The organism is Arthrobacter sp. NQ4, from assembly GCF_029077345.1.
Lineage (GTDB): Bacteria > Actinomycetota > Actinomycetes > Actinomycetales > Micrococcaceae > Arthrobacter.
This window is the reverse complement of sequence record NZ_JARETC010000001.1, coordinates 685,134-699,903: the sequence shown is the minus strand read 5'-3', so window position 1 is coordinate 699,903 and position 14,770 is coordinate 685,134. Positions and strand designations below refer to the sequence as shown.

Here is a 14,770-nt window from a genome sequence, read left to right as displayed (position 1 = left end):
GCCCATGCCACCCGGTCAAGGTACGACGGCGGACAGCGACGTCCTGGTGGTGGGCGCTGGTCCCGCCGGACTCACCACTGCCCTCCAGGCCCACGCCCACGGCGCAACAGTGCGGGTGGTGGACCGGCGCGCGAACAGGGCGCGTCCGTCCCGCGCCATGATGCTGCACGCCAGGGCGCTCGAGGGCCTGCGCCCGCTGGGGGTGACCGATGAGCTGCTCAACCGCGCCGACACCACTCCCGAGGCACGCATCCACCTGGGCCGGCACGTTGTCGAAGCCCGGCTGGGCCATGCGGACCTCCCGGACACGGCCTTCCCACACCTCACCCTGGTCCGGCAGGCCGACGTCGAGGACGTCCTCTGCCAGGCGCTTCAGGCCCGGGGGATCCACGTGGACTGGGGCGTGGAGTTCCACGGGTTCGAGCGGGAGCCAGCCCTGGCGTCCACGCAAAGCCTGGTGCGCGCGGAGCTGCAACCCGCCGGCGGCCTGGGGCGCAACCTGGCGGAGCACCACGTGTCCCGGTTCCTGGCCGGCTGCGACGGGCAGTCCAGCACTGTCCGGGGCCTGACCGGTGCGCAGTGGCGCGGGGGCCCGTACGGGGTGGAAGCGGTCATGGCCGACCTTGAACTTGATGGCTCCCTCGACGAGGGGTTGCTGCACGTGGCCGTCGGCGCCGCCGGGCTGGTCTTCCTGTTCGCGCTGGGCGAAGGTGCCACCTGGCGAATGCTGGCAACCCGTCCGGCAGCCCCGGCGCCGGGAGCCCGGTTCGGCCAGCTGGGTCCGCCCGTTTCCGCAGAGGAGGTGGCCCGGCTGGTGGGGGAATCGGGACTGGGTGGATCCGGCCTGGGTGCTGCGGTCAGGGAGGTGCGCTGGTCGGCGCAGATTCCGCTGCAGCACCGGATTGCCAGCACCTTCGGCGCCAGTCCTGTCTTCCTGGCCGGTGATTCCGCGCACGCCCACTCACCCGCCGGCGGCCAGGGCATGAACAACGGCATCCTGGATGCCCTCAACCTCGGCTGGAAGCTGGGCTTCGCCTCGTCCGCAGGTACGCCGCTCCCGGAACTGCTGGACAGCTACGGGCAGGAGCGGCGGCTGGCGGCCCGGCGCGTACTGGCGCTGACGCACGTGATCTTCTTCGGCGAAGCCTCGCCGCATCCGGTGGCCCGGCTGGTCCGGAGCGCCCTGCCCGTCTTCGCGCCGGTGCTGCCGCTGCTGCTGCGCCGGCGGTGGCTCACTTCCAAGGGCATCAGGTTGCTGGCCCAGCCGTTCGTGAACTACCGCGGCAGTGCGATATCACGAGACCGTATGCCCGGGGCCGGCGGATGGCCGAGGCCTGGGGAGCGGCTGCCGGACGGGCCCGCTTCCGTGGGCGGACGGGTGGCCCGTCTTCACGACCTGACCGCGGTGCCGGGCATCCACCTGTTGTTCGAGCGCGACGCCGCGCCGGGCACACTGGGTGCCGGGCCCGCTTTCCCTGCGGGTCCCGGTTCGCCACTGGTCCACGTCCACCGGCTCACCAGCCACCCTGGGCGGGGCGTGGTGGCGGTCCGCCCGGACGGGTACGTCGGCTACCGCTGCGGTGAGGCCGACCCTGGCGAGCTTGGGTCGTGGCTGCGGCTGGTGGGTGCCGCGGACTGAAGGCTGCACACGGTGGCAACCACCCGCCGTCGTGTTGCTCCATCACTTATGGCTCCCAAAACCGGTGTTTAGGAACCCACAACTGATGGAGCAAGGGGGGAGGGGAAGGGTGGTTGCGGGGGGACGGCAAGCGTAGTCTGGTCAGTCCAAGGCAGGTCCGCCCTATGCGTGATTTGCCAGTATGATCCGCCCAGTGTGAGAGGGGAAGTTCCATGACCATCCCGCCAGTGCACGAACCAGAGCCGTTTCCGCCCGAACCTGGCCCGGAGCCCACGTCCCCGGACCCCACCCAGCCGCGCCCGCCCGGCCCGCCGTCCCCGAACCCGTTCCCCGCACCACCGTCACCGGGGCCGCTGCCCGTCCCGGACCCGGGCCCCGCTCCGCTCCGTCCGGACCCCACCAGGGACTGACCGCAAACCTTGGAAGGGGGCTTCCGCCGGCTGCGTATGCGCAGGTGGAAGGCCCCTTTTCCGTGCCTGGGCAAGGGCCGGAAAACCACCGGAATCCGCTGCCGCAAACTCTTGCAGACTTACTCCTCCAGTGCTAAAAAATCTATATCAGCCACTACAGATCGGCTGATACGGAAACTGTGTTGGACCATCTCTTACGAGGAGGGAAGCCATGTTGATGCGAACCGATCCGTTCCGCGAGCTGGACAGGCTGGCCCAGCAGGTCCTCGGCACGGCTGCACGCCCGGCGGCGATGCCGATGGATGCATGGCGCGAGGACCAGGAATTCGTCGTGGCCTTCGATTTGCCCGGTGTTTCGGTGGACTCGGTGGACCTGGATGTTGAACGGAATGTCCTGACGGTGCGGGCCGAACGCCCGGACCCGGCGGGCAAGGACATCGAGCTGGTCGCCTCTGAACGGCCGCGCGGCGTCTTCAGCCGCCAACTGATCCTGGGCGACACCCTGGACACCGAACATGTCAAGGCCAGCTACGACGCAGGTGTCCTGACGCTGCGCATCCCGGTCGCCGAAAAGGCCAAGCCGCGCAAGATCGAGATCGAAACGAAGGGGGCAAAGCAGGAAATCGCCGCTTAGTTCACACAGGACCGGGAGGCGGGCTCATCTGTTGACTGCCTTTTTGGGGCGAATCGCCATTCTGTGCACGCCACAGCGCCAGACAGCGCACCGGCAGCGTAGGCCTTAACCTCCCGCTACGGTGGCCCCCGGCTTCGGCCGGGGGCCATCCACGCGTCCGGGGACTTGCGTCAGACGCTGAGCTCCAGCATCAGGGCGGGCAGTTCATCGGCGAGTTCGCGGGCCAGGAATCCCAGCGGCCCCAGCCTGCTGGCCAGCCGGTCCGCTGCCGCCGCGTGCAGGTGGGTACCCCAGCAGGCCGCCTGGGCGCCGGTGGTTCCGCGGGCCCGGAGCCCGGCAATCGCCCCTGCCAGGACGTCGCCGCTGCCGGAGGTCCCCAGGCCGCCGTAGCCTGTGGTGATCTTCCAGAGTTCGGGTTCGTCCGGGTCCGGGCCGGGCGGCCGGGCGATCAGTCCCTGGCAGCTGACCACGGCGCCGTACCGGGCGGAGATCTCGGCGAGGTCCTTTTCGAGGTCCGCCACGTCCCGTCCCAGCAGGATGCTGGCTTCGGTGGGGTTCGGGGTGAGGATCAGCCGGCCGCGCCAGGGGTCCAGCTGATCCTCGAGCTGCACCAGGGCGCCCAGTGCGTAGGCATCGAGGACGACGGCGGGCCGTTCCGTGCCGTCCGGATCGGAGGCTCCGTCACGGCCTGCCTCGCGTTCCAGCAGCGCCTCGAGCAGTTCGCCGGCGAGGTCGGGGTCGTCCAGCCCGGGCCCGACCAGCAGGGTGTCCGCCCGGTCCAGGTAGGAGGCTATCGGCGCCAGCTCCGGCTTGACGGATCCCCCCGGAGTTTCCGGCAGGCCAATGGCGCCGCACTCCGGCAAGGCAACCCCCAGCTGCACGGCCACCGATTCCGCCACCGCCAGTGTGAGCTTCCCGGCCCCCGCGCGCAGGGCCGAAACCCCGGCCAGCAGCGCAGCACCGGGAGTGGCCCGGGCGCCGCCCACCACCAGCACGGACCCGCGAGAGTACTTGTCCGCGCCCGGCGCCGGCAGCGGCCATTCGCGCAGGAGTGACGGCGCTACCAGTGTGGCGCCGGAGGAGTCACCGCGGCCGGACACTGGTGTCTCCCGCGTGCTCGGTGACAGTGACGCCCTGCTCCGCCAGGTGGTCGGCCACGTTGAAGCTTTCCAGCGTCCACGGGCCCACCCCTGAGGGCCGGACGAACCGGGTGATCGAGGCGTTAAGGATGGCTTCCGTGGCCGCGAGGTCCAGCAGTTCCTTTTCGCTGAGTCCTTCGAGGACATACCGGAACAGCATGATCACGGCGTCGTGGCACACCAGCATCACCCGGTGGCCGGTGCCCAGGTTGTTCAGTTCCGCCAGCACCGACCGCAGCCGCAGCGCTACGTCGGCCCAGGATTCCCCTCCCGGCGGCCGGTAGTACAGCTTGCCCAGCCATTCCCGGCGCTCGGATTCCTCGGGGTAGCGGTTCTCGACGCCCAGCCGGGTGAGCCGGTCCAGGATGCCGAGCTCGCGGTCGCGGAGCCGCTCGTCGATGCGCACCTCCAACGGCCAGCCGGCGGTTTCCACCGCAATCTCGGCCGTCTGCCGGGCACGCGCATAGGGGGAGGAAACCACTGCGTCCGGGCGGAACTCCCCGGCAATCCGTCCCAGCGCGGTGCCCAGCGCCTCGGCCTGGTCCCTTCCCGTTCCGGACAGGTCCACGTCCGCGTCCCGGGCGGGAACCTGGATGACCTCCACGCCGGCCTCGCGCGCCTCGGTGGCCGCAACGTTGCCTTCGCTCTCGCCATGCCGGATCAGCAGCAGCTCCACCGCCCCGGCCTCCTGGACCGCCTCCGTCAGGCCGTCGTCGTTCGAAGATCCACCGTTCACAAACCCACCCCATCCTCGCCGTGCAAAACCGTGCCTCATGCCGTGCCGAATTCAGGAACACTACCAACGGCGTACCCGGGGGCGGCGGAAAATAACGGACGACGGCGGCAGGGCACCGTGGGTGCGCGCGCCGCCGTCGCCATCGCAACAGAACGGGATGGAATCGACGTTACCGCTCGGGCGTCAGGACCTTGGAGAACACGGTGCCGCCGTTGGCGTTCCGGAGGCTCACGGTGAAGCTGTTGTCCTCACCGAGCTGGACGTGCCCGAAGAACTGGTTCTCGCCGTCGCGCGGGGACTCGCCGGCAAAGCGCCCGGTCTTGGAGAACACCACCTCGGGGCCAAACGTGCCGTCCATGGAGTTGGGGCCGAACGATCCCGCCGCGATGGGACCGGCCACGAACTCCCAGAACGGGTCGAAGTCGGTGAAGGCGGCCCGCTCGGGGGAGTAGTGGTGGGCGGCGCAGTAGTGCACGTCCGCGGTAAGCCACACCGTGTTCTTCACGCCGTTGCGCTTGAAGGCACTCAGCACCCCGGCGATCTCCAGCTCACGGCCTAGCGGGGTTCCGGCGTCGCGGTTGGACAGGCTCTCCTGGTTCACCGGGCCGTCCGGGACCACCACTCCCAGCGGGAGGTCGTTGGCGATCACCTTCCAGGTGGCCTTGGACTTGGAGACCTCGCTGACCAGCCAGTCCACCTGCTCCTGGCCCAGGATGGCGGTGGCGTAGGGTTCCTTGCCGTCGGTGTTGGGGGACTTGTAGGTGCGCATGTCCAGGCAGAAGATGTCCAGCTGGGGACCGCGGGAGATCTTCCGGTAGATGCGGGCCGGCTGGTAGGTGCCGGCGTCGTCGAATGTTCCCGGACGCCAAAGGGCCGAACTGTCGGCGATGGGCATGTTTTCCTGCCAGGCCTGCCGGCCGCGGGCGGCGAGGGTGTTGACGTCCCGCACGGTGTAGCGGGAGTCGTCCAGGATCTGGCCGGGGTACCAGTTGTTGTGCGTCTCGTGGTCATCCCACTGGGCGATCACCGGCACGTCCGCGAACAGGGCGCGCATGTTGGCGTCCATGGAGTTGTAGCGGTGACGGCCGCGGAACTCGGTGAGCGTCTCGGCAACCTTGGACACCTCTTCCGTCACCAGGTTCCGCCACACCTGCCCATCCTTTTCCACCACGGTTTCGGCGATGGGGCCATCAGCATAGATGGTGTCGCCCGAGTGGATGAAGAAGTCCGGGCGGGTCTGGTGCATGGCCCGGTAGCCGCGCATGCCGCCGATCTCCTCGTTGATGCCCCATCCCTGCCCGGCCGTGTCACCCGTCCACACAAAGCTTTGCGCTGACGACGCCGGGACCTCGCCTCCGTTGCTCGTCCCGCCGGTGCGGCCCTTGCCGTTGACCGTCCCGGCGTCCGGCGCCGTGCGGAAGCTGCCGTTGACCGTCTCGCTCGCCGCGCCGCCGTCGTCCTCGAAGCTGATCTCCAGCGCGAAGCGGGTGTTGGACGGCAGGTTCCCGGCGTGGATCTTGGCGGTGAAGTCGGACGCCTGGGTGGCGCGGGGCCCGCGGAGGACCCGCTCAAAGGCGCCGCGCCCGCGCAGGACCTGGCCGGCGTCGTCCACTGCCCGCAGGACCGCCGTCATCCGCCCGGCGCCCGAGGCACGGGACCAGAGGACGGCGGAATCGGAGGTTACGTCGCCGGTGGCGATGCCGCTGGGCAGGGTGAGCCGGTTGCGGACCAGCGCGACGCCGGCGGGAGTCTGGGTGGCGGCCGTTGCGTTGGCTGCGGGAACGGAGGCCAGCGCGGCGGCGAGGACGGAACTCTTGACGATGGTGCGGCGGGAAACCCCTGCCTGGGAAGACTCAGTCATGTCCTCAGGCTTTCCCGGGCCGGCACACAAATTCTGGCGGTCGGGTGAACCCGGGGTGAGGCGCGGCTGAACAGCAGGCGGCCGCAGCGCCCCACCCGGGCTAGGGCTTCGCGAAGTCGGCGATCCGGCCCTCCCGCAAGGCCGCGCCCACCGCGGCGATGCCTCCGTAGTCCGGGAACAGCACGGACTGCCCGGCCACGAAGCCGGAGCCCAACGTGGGAAGGGTCATGGTGCCGATGGCGTTCACATCGAGGTTCCGCAGGCTGTACGCCAGCATTGCGGCCTGAAGGGGATCGAAGCCCCTGTCCACCGTGAGGCAGCAGGAAGCGAAATCAACCAGCGACCGCACCGCGTTCACGTCATTGAGGGCGCCGCCCGCCGTGAGGCGGCCCAGGATCGCGCGGAGCATGATCTGCTGGTCACGGACACGCTGGAGGTCGCCGTCGGTGAAGGCATGGCGCTCGCGGGAGAACTCCAGCGCAGCCTGGCCATCGAGGTGGTTCACACCGGCGCTGAAGACATGCTCGGTGTCGATGGTGGACTGGAAGGGAATCGGGACATTGACGTCGATCCCGCCCAGGCCGTCCACCAGGATCTTGAACCCGCCGAAATCGAGCATCAGGGTGTGGTCGATGGTGATTCCCAGCAGCTGCTGGACCGTTGCCGTCTGCATGTCAATGCCGCCGTACTGCAGCGCGGCGTTGATCTTGGCGCTGCCGAACCCGGGGATGTCCACCCAGTTGTCGCGGTTGATGGAGATGAGGTAGAGGCTCCGCCGGTCGGCAGGGACGTGGACCACCATGAGCGTGTCCGCCCGCTGGTCCTGGGGCTCACCGGTGGCTGCCGTATGCGCTGCGGCCTCGCGTGCCGGGACATCGCGGGTGTCGCTGCCGATGACCAGGATGTTCATCGGGGCCGCGGGCAGGTCAGGGATGGGTGCAGGCGGCGGCGGTGGAGCAGGGGCCGGCGGGGGAGTTTCGGACGGCGTGGGAGTCGGCGTAGGTGTGGGAGTCGGGCTGGGCGACTGGGTCTGGGTGGCTGCAGGCTGCGCTTCCTGGCCGGCCCGGTTCAGGCTGAAGACCGCGATGCCGGCGGCCACCACCAGCACCAGCGCCAGCAGGGCTGCGATCCAGCGGCGCCGGCCCAGGGTAACGATCCAGGCAGGACGGTGGGAACCGGCTGGGCCCGGTTGCCGGGGCCCGGGGTTTCCGGCGCCGGGCCCGGATGGATCAGAACCGCCTGGGATGCTCATGCCGCCTCCACCTCATTGTGACTGGTGGGATCAGTGTCCGTCCCGCAGGCCCCAATTGGCTACAGGAGTATCCAAACTGTCACCTGGGAAATGGCCTGCCCGGCCGCCGTGATGCTGCGTTGATGCTCTTCCGCCGCAGGGATTATTGCCCGCCGGCCGGGAAGTTGAGGCGCGCGTGCCGCAGGATGGAGACGATCGCGGGGGCCAGCTGGTCTTCCATCTCCCGGTAGACCTCCGGTGCACGGCGGTACGGGTCCACGATGTCGTTATCCGATGCGTCCGCCGGGAGCGAGAGATGACGTACCCCGGCGGCCCGCGCAGGCAGCCCCCGCCACAGGGCCGCGTTGGCAGCGAGCCCACCCTCGGCGTCGGACCCGTGCGTGCGGGACCCGGCGTCCCCGGAAGACGGGTCCCGGGAGGATACGACGGCGGCGGGCTGGCTGTCCGCACCGGCCGCCCGCTGGTCGAGGACGTCGAGCATCCGGGCGAACTCGCGGATGGTGAACGTCCGCTTGAGCAGGGAGGCATCCAGCTGGAGGACTTCTCCGCGGTGCCCTGAGGTCATGGTGAGCACCAGGTCCACGCCGCGCAGGATCTTTGGTGTGAGCTGCCGCGCCGCGAACCCTTCAGGGTCGCCGCCAAAGGTCCGCACAATGTCCGCCGAAATGGGCTGCATGGGCTCGCCCACCAGAGCCCGGGTCCCGGCACTGGCCACCTGGAAACCACCCGGCACTACCTGGTCCAGCCCCGCCTGCAGCAGCCTCTCGGCCACGGGTGACCGGCAGATGTTCCCGGTACAGACAGTCAGGATTCGTACTGGCGCGGAAGTGTCCAAGGAGATGTTCTCTTTTCCCAGCTGGTGCCGGACCCGCTCAGGCCCGTGCCTTTCAACTTAACACGCAACGGCGCGGCGGCAGCCTCCCGAAGCCGGGGACCGCCGTCGCGCCGTGTATATCCGCTAGAACGCGGACGTGCGGCTACAGCGTGGCCAGCAGCTGCTTCATCTGCGTGATCTCCGCCTGCTGGGCATCCACGATGTCGTGGCCCAGCTTCACCGCTTCGGGAGACTTGCCGGCGCCGATCTCCTGCTGCGCCATGTCGATGGCGCCCTCGTGGTGGCCGATCATCTGCTGCAGAAACAGCTTCGCGGCCTCGGTCGCGGTGGCGGACTTGAGCTTGTCGATGCCGGCGTCGTCCACCATCCCGGACATGCCGTGGCCGGAATGGTCACTCATGGCGTTGGGCGCGCCCCAGCCCGACAGCCAGCCGGTCATCTGCTCGATCTCCGGTGCCTGCGCCCCCTTGATCTTGGTGGCAAGCGCGGTCACCTCCGCCGGCACATCGGACTTGGCCAGGATGATGTCGCTCATGTCCACCGCCTGCGAGTGGTGGGGGATCATCATCTGGGCAAACATGATGTCCGCCTGGTTATGGTCGGCGCCGGCGCTGGGCATGCTGCTGGACATCGCGCCATGGCTGCCGTGGTCCATGGGCGTGCTGCTGCCGGAACCGGCGTTGGCGGCGCACCCGGCCAGGCCGAGAGAAGCGGCCAGGGCAGCAGCAATGGAAAGGGTCTTGAAAGTGGTCTTCATGGTTGTCCTTCAGGGATGTAGTGGAACTGGGCCGTGATGGGAGGCGCAGTCCGGTTTACGTCCGGCTGATGGACAGGTCGCAGGGCGTGGGGCTGGGCGGCAGGTAGTCGTAAGCAGCACCGGGCCGGCTGGCTGCCGGAAGCAGCGGCAGGACGGCAAGGGTTGCCTGCGGCGGGGAAAGGGTGACAGGGCCGCTGGGCGCCGACGGGATGCAGGGCGCCCCCGATTCCTGCGCACCCGGGCAGGAATCACCGCAGGCCGCCGAGGCAAGCTGAGGTTCGTCTGTGCCGGCTGCCGGCAGCGCGTGGCCGGCATGGCTTCCAGGATCAGAATGCGCGACGGCGCTGTGCCCGGCAGAATGCCCGGACATGCTGCCGTGGGAAGCGGCCCCGTGCGAGGCGTGCCCGGACGTCAGCACGTGCATGCCCAGCAGCCCTGCGATGACGGCCAGGACGGCGGCGAACAGCCAGGCACGGCGGAAGAGGGACGCCACGGCGCGGGTGGTCATGGCGGTCCCTCCTTCCAATCGGTCTGCAGGGCTCAACGTACCTCGGACGGGTTCAGTTTCATGCGCCGGAGCAGCTGGGCGTTCAGCGCCACCACCACGGTGGACGCGGACATCAGCACCGCGCCCGCCGCGGGGGAGAGGACCACCCCGGCGAAGGCCAGCACGCCGGCGGCCAGTGGCACGGACAGGACGTTGTAGCCGGTGGCCCACACCAGGTTCTGCCACATCTTCCGGTAGCTGGCGCGGGACAGGTCCACCATGGACAGCACGGCACGGGGATCGTTTCCGGCCAGCACCACGCCGGCGGATTCCACCGCGACGTCGGTTCCGGCGCCGATGGCGATGCCCACCTCGGCCCGGGCCAGGGCCGGGGAGTCGTTGACGCCGTCGCCCACCATGGCCACCTTCAGCCCGCGGGACTGCAGCTCGGCCACCTTCTTGTCCTTGTCGGCGGGCAGGACCTCGGCGAACACCTCGTCGATGTCCAGGTCCGCGGCCACGGCCTGCGCCACCTGGTGGGCGTCCCCGGTGACCATGGCTACCTTGATGCCGCGGCGCTGCAGGGCCGAGACGGCCTGCCGCGACTCCGGCCGCACCGCATCCTCCATGCTCACCGCACCCAGGATGCCGCCGTCGTCCACCACGTGCAGCACGGCGGCGCCGCGGTCCATCCACGTGCGCGTACTGGCGGCCAAAGAGTCAGGTTCGACGACGCCGAGCTCGCGCAGGAGCGCCGGCCCGCCCACGTGCACCGTTCGGCCGTCCACGCTGGCCCGCACACCGCGGCCGGTCAGCGAGGTGAAGCCGGTGGCTTCGGGCAGTGCCAGGTTGCGTGCCTTCGCGGCCCGCACGATGGCCCGGGCGACAGGGTGCTCGCTGTCGGACTCCACCGCGGCAGCAAGTGCGAGTACGGCGTCGGCATCCGCTCCGCCAGCTACGGCAACATCCTTCAGTTCCGGCTCGCCGGTGGTCAGCGTGCCGGTCTTGTCGAACAGGACCACGTCGATGGTGCGCATGCGCTCCAGGGCCATCCGGTTCTTGATCAGCACCCCGGCGCGGGCGGCCTGTTCCGTGGAAATGGCGATCACCAGCGGGATCGCCAGCCCAAGGGCGTGCGGGCAGGCGATCACCAGCACAGTGACGGTGCGGGTGACGGCCTCCGGAACGCTGCCCAGCAGCGTCCACGCGATGAAGGTCAGGACACCGGCGCCGGCGGCAAAGTAAAAGAGGAACGCCGCGGCGCGGTCCGCCAGGGCCTGGGCGCGTGAGGAGGAGGCCTGTGCTTCCTCCACCAGGCGCTGGATCCCGGCCAGGGCGGTCTGGTCCCCAACGGCCGTGACCCGGACCCGGACGCTGCTGTCCGTGGCCACCGTTCCCGCCACCACCGTGTCCCCTGCGCCGCGGGCCACGGTTTTGGATTCACCGGTGATCATGGACTCGTCGAATTCGGCCTGCCCCTCCACCACGCTGCCATCGGCCGGCATGCGGGCGCCGGGCCGGACCAGGACCAGGTCCCCGGGGCTGAGTTCAGACACGGGAACGGTTTCAGTGCCGTTGTCCGTGATGCGTTCGGCCTCGTCGGGCAGCAGCGCGGCCAGGGCATCGAGTGCGCCCTGCGCGGACCCGAGCGCGCGCATCTCGATCCAATGGCCCAGCAGCATGATGGCAACCAGCAGTGCCAGCTCCCACCAGAAGTCCAGGTCGAAGCCGCCGATCCCCAGGCTGGTGACCCAGGACGCAGCGAACGCCACGGTGATGGCCATGGCGATCAGCAGCATCATTCCCGGCGTGCGGTCTTTCAGCTCTTGCAGGCCGCCCTTGAGGAACGGCTGGCCGCCGTAGAGGAAGATGACGGTGCCCAGGACCGGCGGGATCCAGGCCGAGCCGGGGAACTCCGGCGGCATGTAGCCCAGGAGGTGGCCCATCATGGGGCTGAAGTAGACCACGGGAACAGCGAGGGCCAGGGTCAGCCAGAACCTGTTCTTGAACATGGCGGTGCTGTGTCCGGCGTGCTGGCCGTGGGTATGGACGGTGTGGTCGTCGTCGTTGTGGGCGCCGTGCTGGGCGTGACCGGCACCGTGCGCCGGCGGCTGCGTTAGCGTTCCGCTGGGCGGCGAGTGGTGCTCATGGCCGCCGGTGGAATGCTGCGTGTGCTGCTGGTCCTGCATTGGTCCTCCTTGGAGGCAAGCGCTGCCCGGACCTGGTCCGGGGGCTGGGGAATGTGGGGGCGTTCCGGGACGCTGGCTGTCTCAGGCGAGGGCGTAGCCGGCGGACTCTATGGCGGCGCGCACGTCGGCGTCGGGCGCCGATCCGATGACGGCCAGCGGGGAGCTGCCGCCAGGCACCAGGTCCACCGAGGCCGAGGTGACGCCCGGGACGGCGGAAACTGCGGTTTCGACGGAGCGGACGCAGTGCCCGCAGGTCATGCCCGCCACCGCGTAAGTCCGTGGCGTGGAGGATTCGGCGTGGGCATTGACGACGCCGACAGGGGAGACCTGCGTGGCAGGCGCAGTCAGGGTGCCGGACGGCTGCGCAGCGCTGGCGGGGGCGCAGCAGCTGCAGCCGGAGGAGGCGAGGGGGAGCTGGGGACGGTTCCCGGTGTTCATGTCAGTTCCAATCCGTTGAGGGAATCAAGGGGTGCTGGGGTTGAACGGCTGTGAAAGTCCGGTGCAGGCACCGGCCGGGACATACCACTTCACTGACAACACCCACAATATACCCCCTGGGGGTATATTGGGTCAAGCACCATAGGGCATTTCCCCCGGGACTTCCATAGGACCTACCGCACTACCTTCTGTTGCCGCGGGCGACCATACTGGAAGGAGCGAGGACAGAGCCGGCCCGCTGGGGGTTTGGCGTATCCGCGGGAGGTGGACCTGTGACGGAGCTCAGCGACCTGTACACGTATTCGAGTGCCCTCGGGGACAGCGAAAGTGACGCCGGCACCTTCAGGGTGGACATCGAACCGGCGGGGCCGACCTTCCACTGGTCGGACGGGATGTACCGGCTGCACGGTTACCACCGCGGCGAGGTGGTGCCCACCATGGAACTGCTCTTCGCGCATAAACACCCGGATGACCGTGAGCGGTGCGAGGAAATCGTGGCGCAGGTTTCCACCACCGGCGGGTTCTTCTGCATGTACCACCGGCTCGTCGATGCCCAGGGCAGGACCCGGCGCGTGCTGACCTCCGGAGAGGCAGTCCTCGGCCCGGACGGGTCGGTGGTGGCGCTCGAAGGCGTGATGGTGGACCTCAGCCGGACGCTGCAGCGCGAAACTGAACAAACAGCACGGGAGGCAGTAGCGGGTGCCACGGCCACCCGTACGGTGATCGACCAGGCCCGGGGAATCCTCATGGGCCAGCTGAAGCTTGGCTCCGATGACGCGTTCCAGATGCTGGTGAGCACCAGCAGCCACCGCAACGTCAAGCTCGTGGTGGTGGCGGCGGAGCTGGTACAACTTGCCAATTCCCCTGAGGCGCGCACCTACCTGGACCGGGCCGTGCGGGCCATCCAGCTGCACGGCCGGCCGGTCCACACCGGGGGGCGCCGCGCGGGTTAGTGCCGTTCCCCGTAGGATGGATGGAGGTGCGCCGGGAAGTCTGGTCGGCATGGATTTGTCGAACCCGGATTTAAGGACGCCCGCATGAACTCCACCCCGCCCACCCCACGCCGGAACACGTTCTTTGGCTCCACCGTCTTTTCGCGCGGCAGCTACGCCGAAGCGCTGCGGATCGGTGAGATCCTCCGCAAGGAGACGGTGGGCGGCGCCCTCCTGGTGGCTGCTGCGGTCATCGCGCTCATCTGGGCCAACTCCCCGGCGTCGGACAGCTACTTCTCCCTCCGGGACTTCAAGGTGGGCTACGCACCGTGGCACCTTGAATTGAGCCTGGGGGCGTGGGCAGCGGACGGGCTGCTGGCCATCTTCTTCTTCCTGGTGGGGCTGGAGCTCAAGCGCGAATTCGTGGCCGGCGACCTGCGGCAGCTGAGCAAATCGATTGTGCCGGTGGCGGCCGCCGTGGGAGGCGTGGCGGTCCCGGCGGTCATTTACGCCGTCGTCAATCTTTCAAGTCCGGAAACGCTCCGCGGCTGGGCCATTCCCACGGCAACGGACATTGCGTTTGCCGTCGCGGTCCTGGCCATCATCGGCTCGCACCTGCCCAGCGCCCTGCGGATCTTCCTGCTGACCCTGGCCGTGGTGGATGACCTCATTGCCATCACCATCATCGCGTTCTTCTACTCCAGCGATATCCAGGCCGTGCCGCTGCTCCTGGCGCTCATCCCGCTGGCCATCTACGCTTTCCTGGCCCAGAAATACCGCCGGTTCTTCGGCCGCCACGCAGCCGCTGCCTGGCTGATCCTGCTGCCGCTGGGTGCCGTGACCTGGGCCCTGGTGCACGCGTCGGGCATCCACGCCACCGTGGCCGGCGTACTCCTGGGCTTCGCCGTTCCCGTGATCCGGTCGCAGGCCTCCGGCGGCCCCGAAGCCGGCCCCGGGCTTGCAGAGATTTTCGAGCACCGGTTCCGGCCCATCTCCGCCGGCGTGGCCGTCCCCATCTTCGCCTTCTTTTCCGCAGGCGTGGCCGTTGGCGGCTGGGAGGGCCTGGGGTCGGCCCTGTCCGATCCCGTGGCGCTGGGCATCATCCTGGGCCTGGTCCTGGGCAAGCCGATCGGGATCATGGGCACCACCTGGGTCCTGACCAAAGCCACCAGGGCAAGCCTGGACAGCTCCTTCAAGTGGATCGACGTGTTCGGCGTTGCGTTGCTGGCAGGGATCGGATTCACCGTCTCCCTGCTGGTGGCAGAGCTCAGCTTCGGCCACGGCAGCCTCCACGACGACCATGCCAAGGTGGGAATCCTGGCCGCGTCGCTGGTTGCTGCGCTGCTGGCAACGGTTGTCCTGCGCACCCGCAACCGCCAGTACCGGCTCGCTGAAGAGCTGGAGCAGGTGGATTCCGACCACGACGGCGTCCCGGACGTCTACCAGGAGCGCACCTGACGC

13 protein-coding genes are annotated in these 14,770 nt (G+C 69.1%); 4 read left to right on the top strand and 9 right to left on the bottom strand.

Annotation, left to right across the window (positions count from 1 at the left end; all coding sequences use genetic code 11):
• The first annotated feature begins 4 nt into the window (after window positions 1-4).
• Both PUN51_RS03300 and PUN51_RS03295 read left to right on the top strand, forming a co-directional pair.
• On the top strand, window positions 5-1,639 hold the full coding sequence (locus PUN51_RS03300; protein ID WP_275179898.1) for an FAD-dependent monooxygenase: 1,635 nt from the start codon (window positions 5-7) through the stop codon (window positions 1,637-1,639).
• Between the two features lie 621 nt (window positions 1,640-2,260).
• Window positions 2,261-2,683: an Hsp20/alpha crystallin family protein gene (locus PUN51_RS03295; protein ID WP_159633328.1), complete on the top strand. Its 423-nt coding sequence runs from the start codon at window positions 2,261-2,263 to the stop codon at window positions 2,681-2,683.
• A gap of 170 nt (window positions 2,684-2,853) precedes the next feature.
• On the opposite strand, the gene PUN51_RS03290 is transcribed toward PUN51_RS03295, so the two are convergent.
• The 9 genes from PUN51_RS03290 to PUN51_RS03250 form a co-directional block, all read right to left on the bottom strand.
• Complete coding sequence (locus PUN51_RS03290; protein ID WP_275179897.1) at window positions 2,854-3,783, bottom strand: NAD(P)H-hydrate dehydratase; 930 nt, start codon at window positions 3,781-3,783, stop codon at window positions 2,854-2,856.
• The gene (locus PUN51_RS03285; protein WP_364396592.1) at window positions 3,767-4,558 is read right to left on the bottom strand and encodes a histidine phosphatase family protein; all 792 of its coding nucleotides are present in this window, start codon (window positions 4,556-4,558) and stop codon (window positions 3,767-3,769) included. The genes PUN51_RS03290 and PUN51_RS03285 overlap by 17 nt, the downstream gene beginning before the upstream one ends.
• Before the next feature lie 169 nt (window positions 4,559-4,727).
• Complete coding sequence (locus PUN51_RS03280; protein WP_275179896.1) at window positions 4,728-6,419, bottom strand: alkaline phosphatase D family protein; 1,692 nt, start codon at window positions 6,417-6,419, stop codon at window positions 4,728-4,730.
• 100 nt (window positions 6,420-6,519) lie between these two features.
• Window positions 6,520-7,671 (bottom strand): LCP family protein, encoded by a 1,152-nt coding sequence (locus PUN51_RS03275; RefSeq protein WP_159633317.1) that lies wholly within the window; start codon window positions 7,669-7,671, stop codon window positions 6,520-6,522.
• Between the two features lie 142 nt (window positions 7,672-7,813).
• A complete protein-coding gene (locus PUN51_RS03270) occupies window positions 7,814-8,506 on the bottom strand; it encodes an arsenate reductase/protein-tyrosine-phosphatase family protein (protein ID WP_275179895.1) in 693 nt (230 codons plus the stop codon).
• Window positions 8,507-8,648: 142 nt separating this feature from the next.
• On the bottom strand, window positions 8,649-9,263 hold the full coding sequence (locus PUN51_RS03265; RefSeq protein ID WP_275179894.1) for a DUF305 domain-containing protein: 615 nt from the start codon (window positions 9,261-9,263) through the stop codon (window positions 8,649-8,651).
• A 55-nt stretch (window positions 9,264-9,318) separates the two neighbouring features.
• Window positions 9,319-9,771, bottom strand: a complete 453-nt coding sequence (locus tag PUN51_RS03260) for a hypothetical protein (protein WP_159633311.1) — start codon at window positions 9,769-9,771, stop codon at window positions 9,319-9,321.
• Window positions 9,772-9,803: 32 nt separating this feature from the next.
• Window positions 9,804-11,939: a heavy metal translocating P-type ATPase gene (locus PUN51_RS03255; RefSeq protein WP_275179893.1), complete on the bottom strand. Its 2,136-nt coding sequence runs from the start codon at window positions 11,937-11,939 to the stop codon at window positions 9,804-9,806.
• 81 nt (window positions 11,940-12,020) lie between these two features.
• The gene (locus PUN51_RS03250) at window positions 12,021-12,377 is read right to left on the bottom strand and encodes a heavy-metal-associated domain-containing protein (RefSeq protein ID WP_159633307.1); all 357 of its coding nucleotides are present in this window, start codon (window positions 12,375-12,377) and stop codon (window positions 12,021-12,023) included.
• A 272-nt stretch (window positions 12,378-12,649) separates the two neighbouring features.
• Between PUN51_RS03250 and PUN51_RS03245 the strand changes: the two genes are divergently transcribed.
• Together PUN51_RS03245 and nhaA are read left to right on the top strand one after the other, a co-directional pair.
• On the top strand, window positions 12,650-13,330 hold the full coding sequence (locus PUN51_RS03245; protein WP_159633305.1) for a PAS and ANTAR domain-containing protein: 681 nt from the start codon (window positions 12,650-12,652) through the stop codon (window positions 13,328-13,330).
• 84 nt (window positions 13,331-13,414) lie between these two features.
• Window positions 13,415-14,767, top strand: a complete 1,353-nt coding sequence (gene nhaA, locus PUN51_RS03240; protein WP_159633303.1) for a Na+/H+ antiporter NhaA — start codon at window positions 13,415-13,417, stop codon at window positions 14,765-14,767.
• The last annotated feature ends 3 nt before the right edge of the window (window positions 14,768-14,770 follow it).

Excerpts from the sequence above, each read along its gene's own strand:
- PUN51_RS03250 (WP_159633307.1), bottom strand. The coding sequence starts at position 12,377 with ATGAACACCGGGAACCGTCCCCAGCTCCCCCTCGCCTCCTCCGGCTGC.
- nhaA (WP_159633303.1), top strand. The coding sequence starts at position 13,415 with ATGAACTCCACCCCGCCCACCCCACGCCGGAACACGTTCTTTGGCTCC.
- PUN51_RS03280 (WP_275179896.1), bottom strand. The coding sequence starts at position 6,419 with ATGACTGAGTCTTCCCAGGCAGGGGTTTCCCGCCGCACCATCGTCAAG.
- PUN51_RS03295 (WP_159633328.1), top strand. The coding sequence starts at position 2,261 with ATGTTGATGCGAACCGATCCGTTCCGCGAGCTGGACAGGCTGGCCCAG.
- PUN51_RS03265 (WP_275179894.1), bottom strand. The coding sequence starts at position 9,263 with ATGAAGACCACTTTCAAGACCCTTTCCATTGCTGCTGCCCTGGCCGCT.
- PUN51_RS03275 (WP_159633317.1), bottom strand. The coding sequence starts at position 7,671 with ATGAGCATCCCAGGCGGTTCTGATCCATCCGGGCCCGGCGCCGGAAAC.
- PUN51_RS03260 (WP_159633311.1), bottom strand. The coding sequence starts at position 9,771 with ATGACCACCCGCGCCGTGGCGTCCCTCTTCCGCCGTGCCTGGCTGTTC.
- PUN51_RS03255 (WP_275179893.1), bottom strand. The coding sequence starts at position 11,939 with ATGCAGGACCAGCAGCACACGCAGCATTCCACCGGCGGCCATGAGCAC.
- PUN51_RS03300 (WP_275179898.1), top strand. The coding sequence starts at position 5 with ATGCCACCCGGTCAAGGTACGACGGCGGACAGCGACGTCCTGGTGGTG.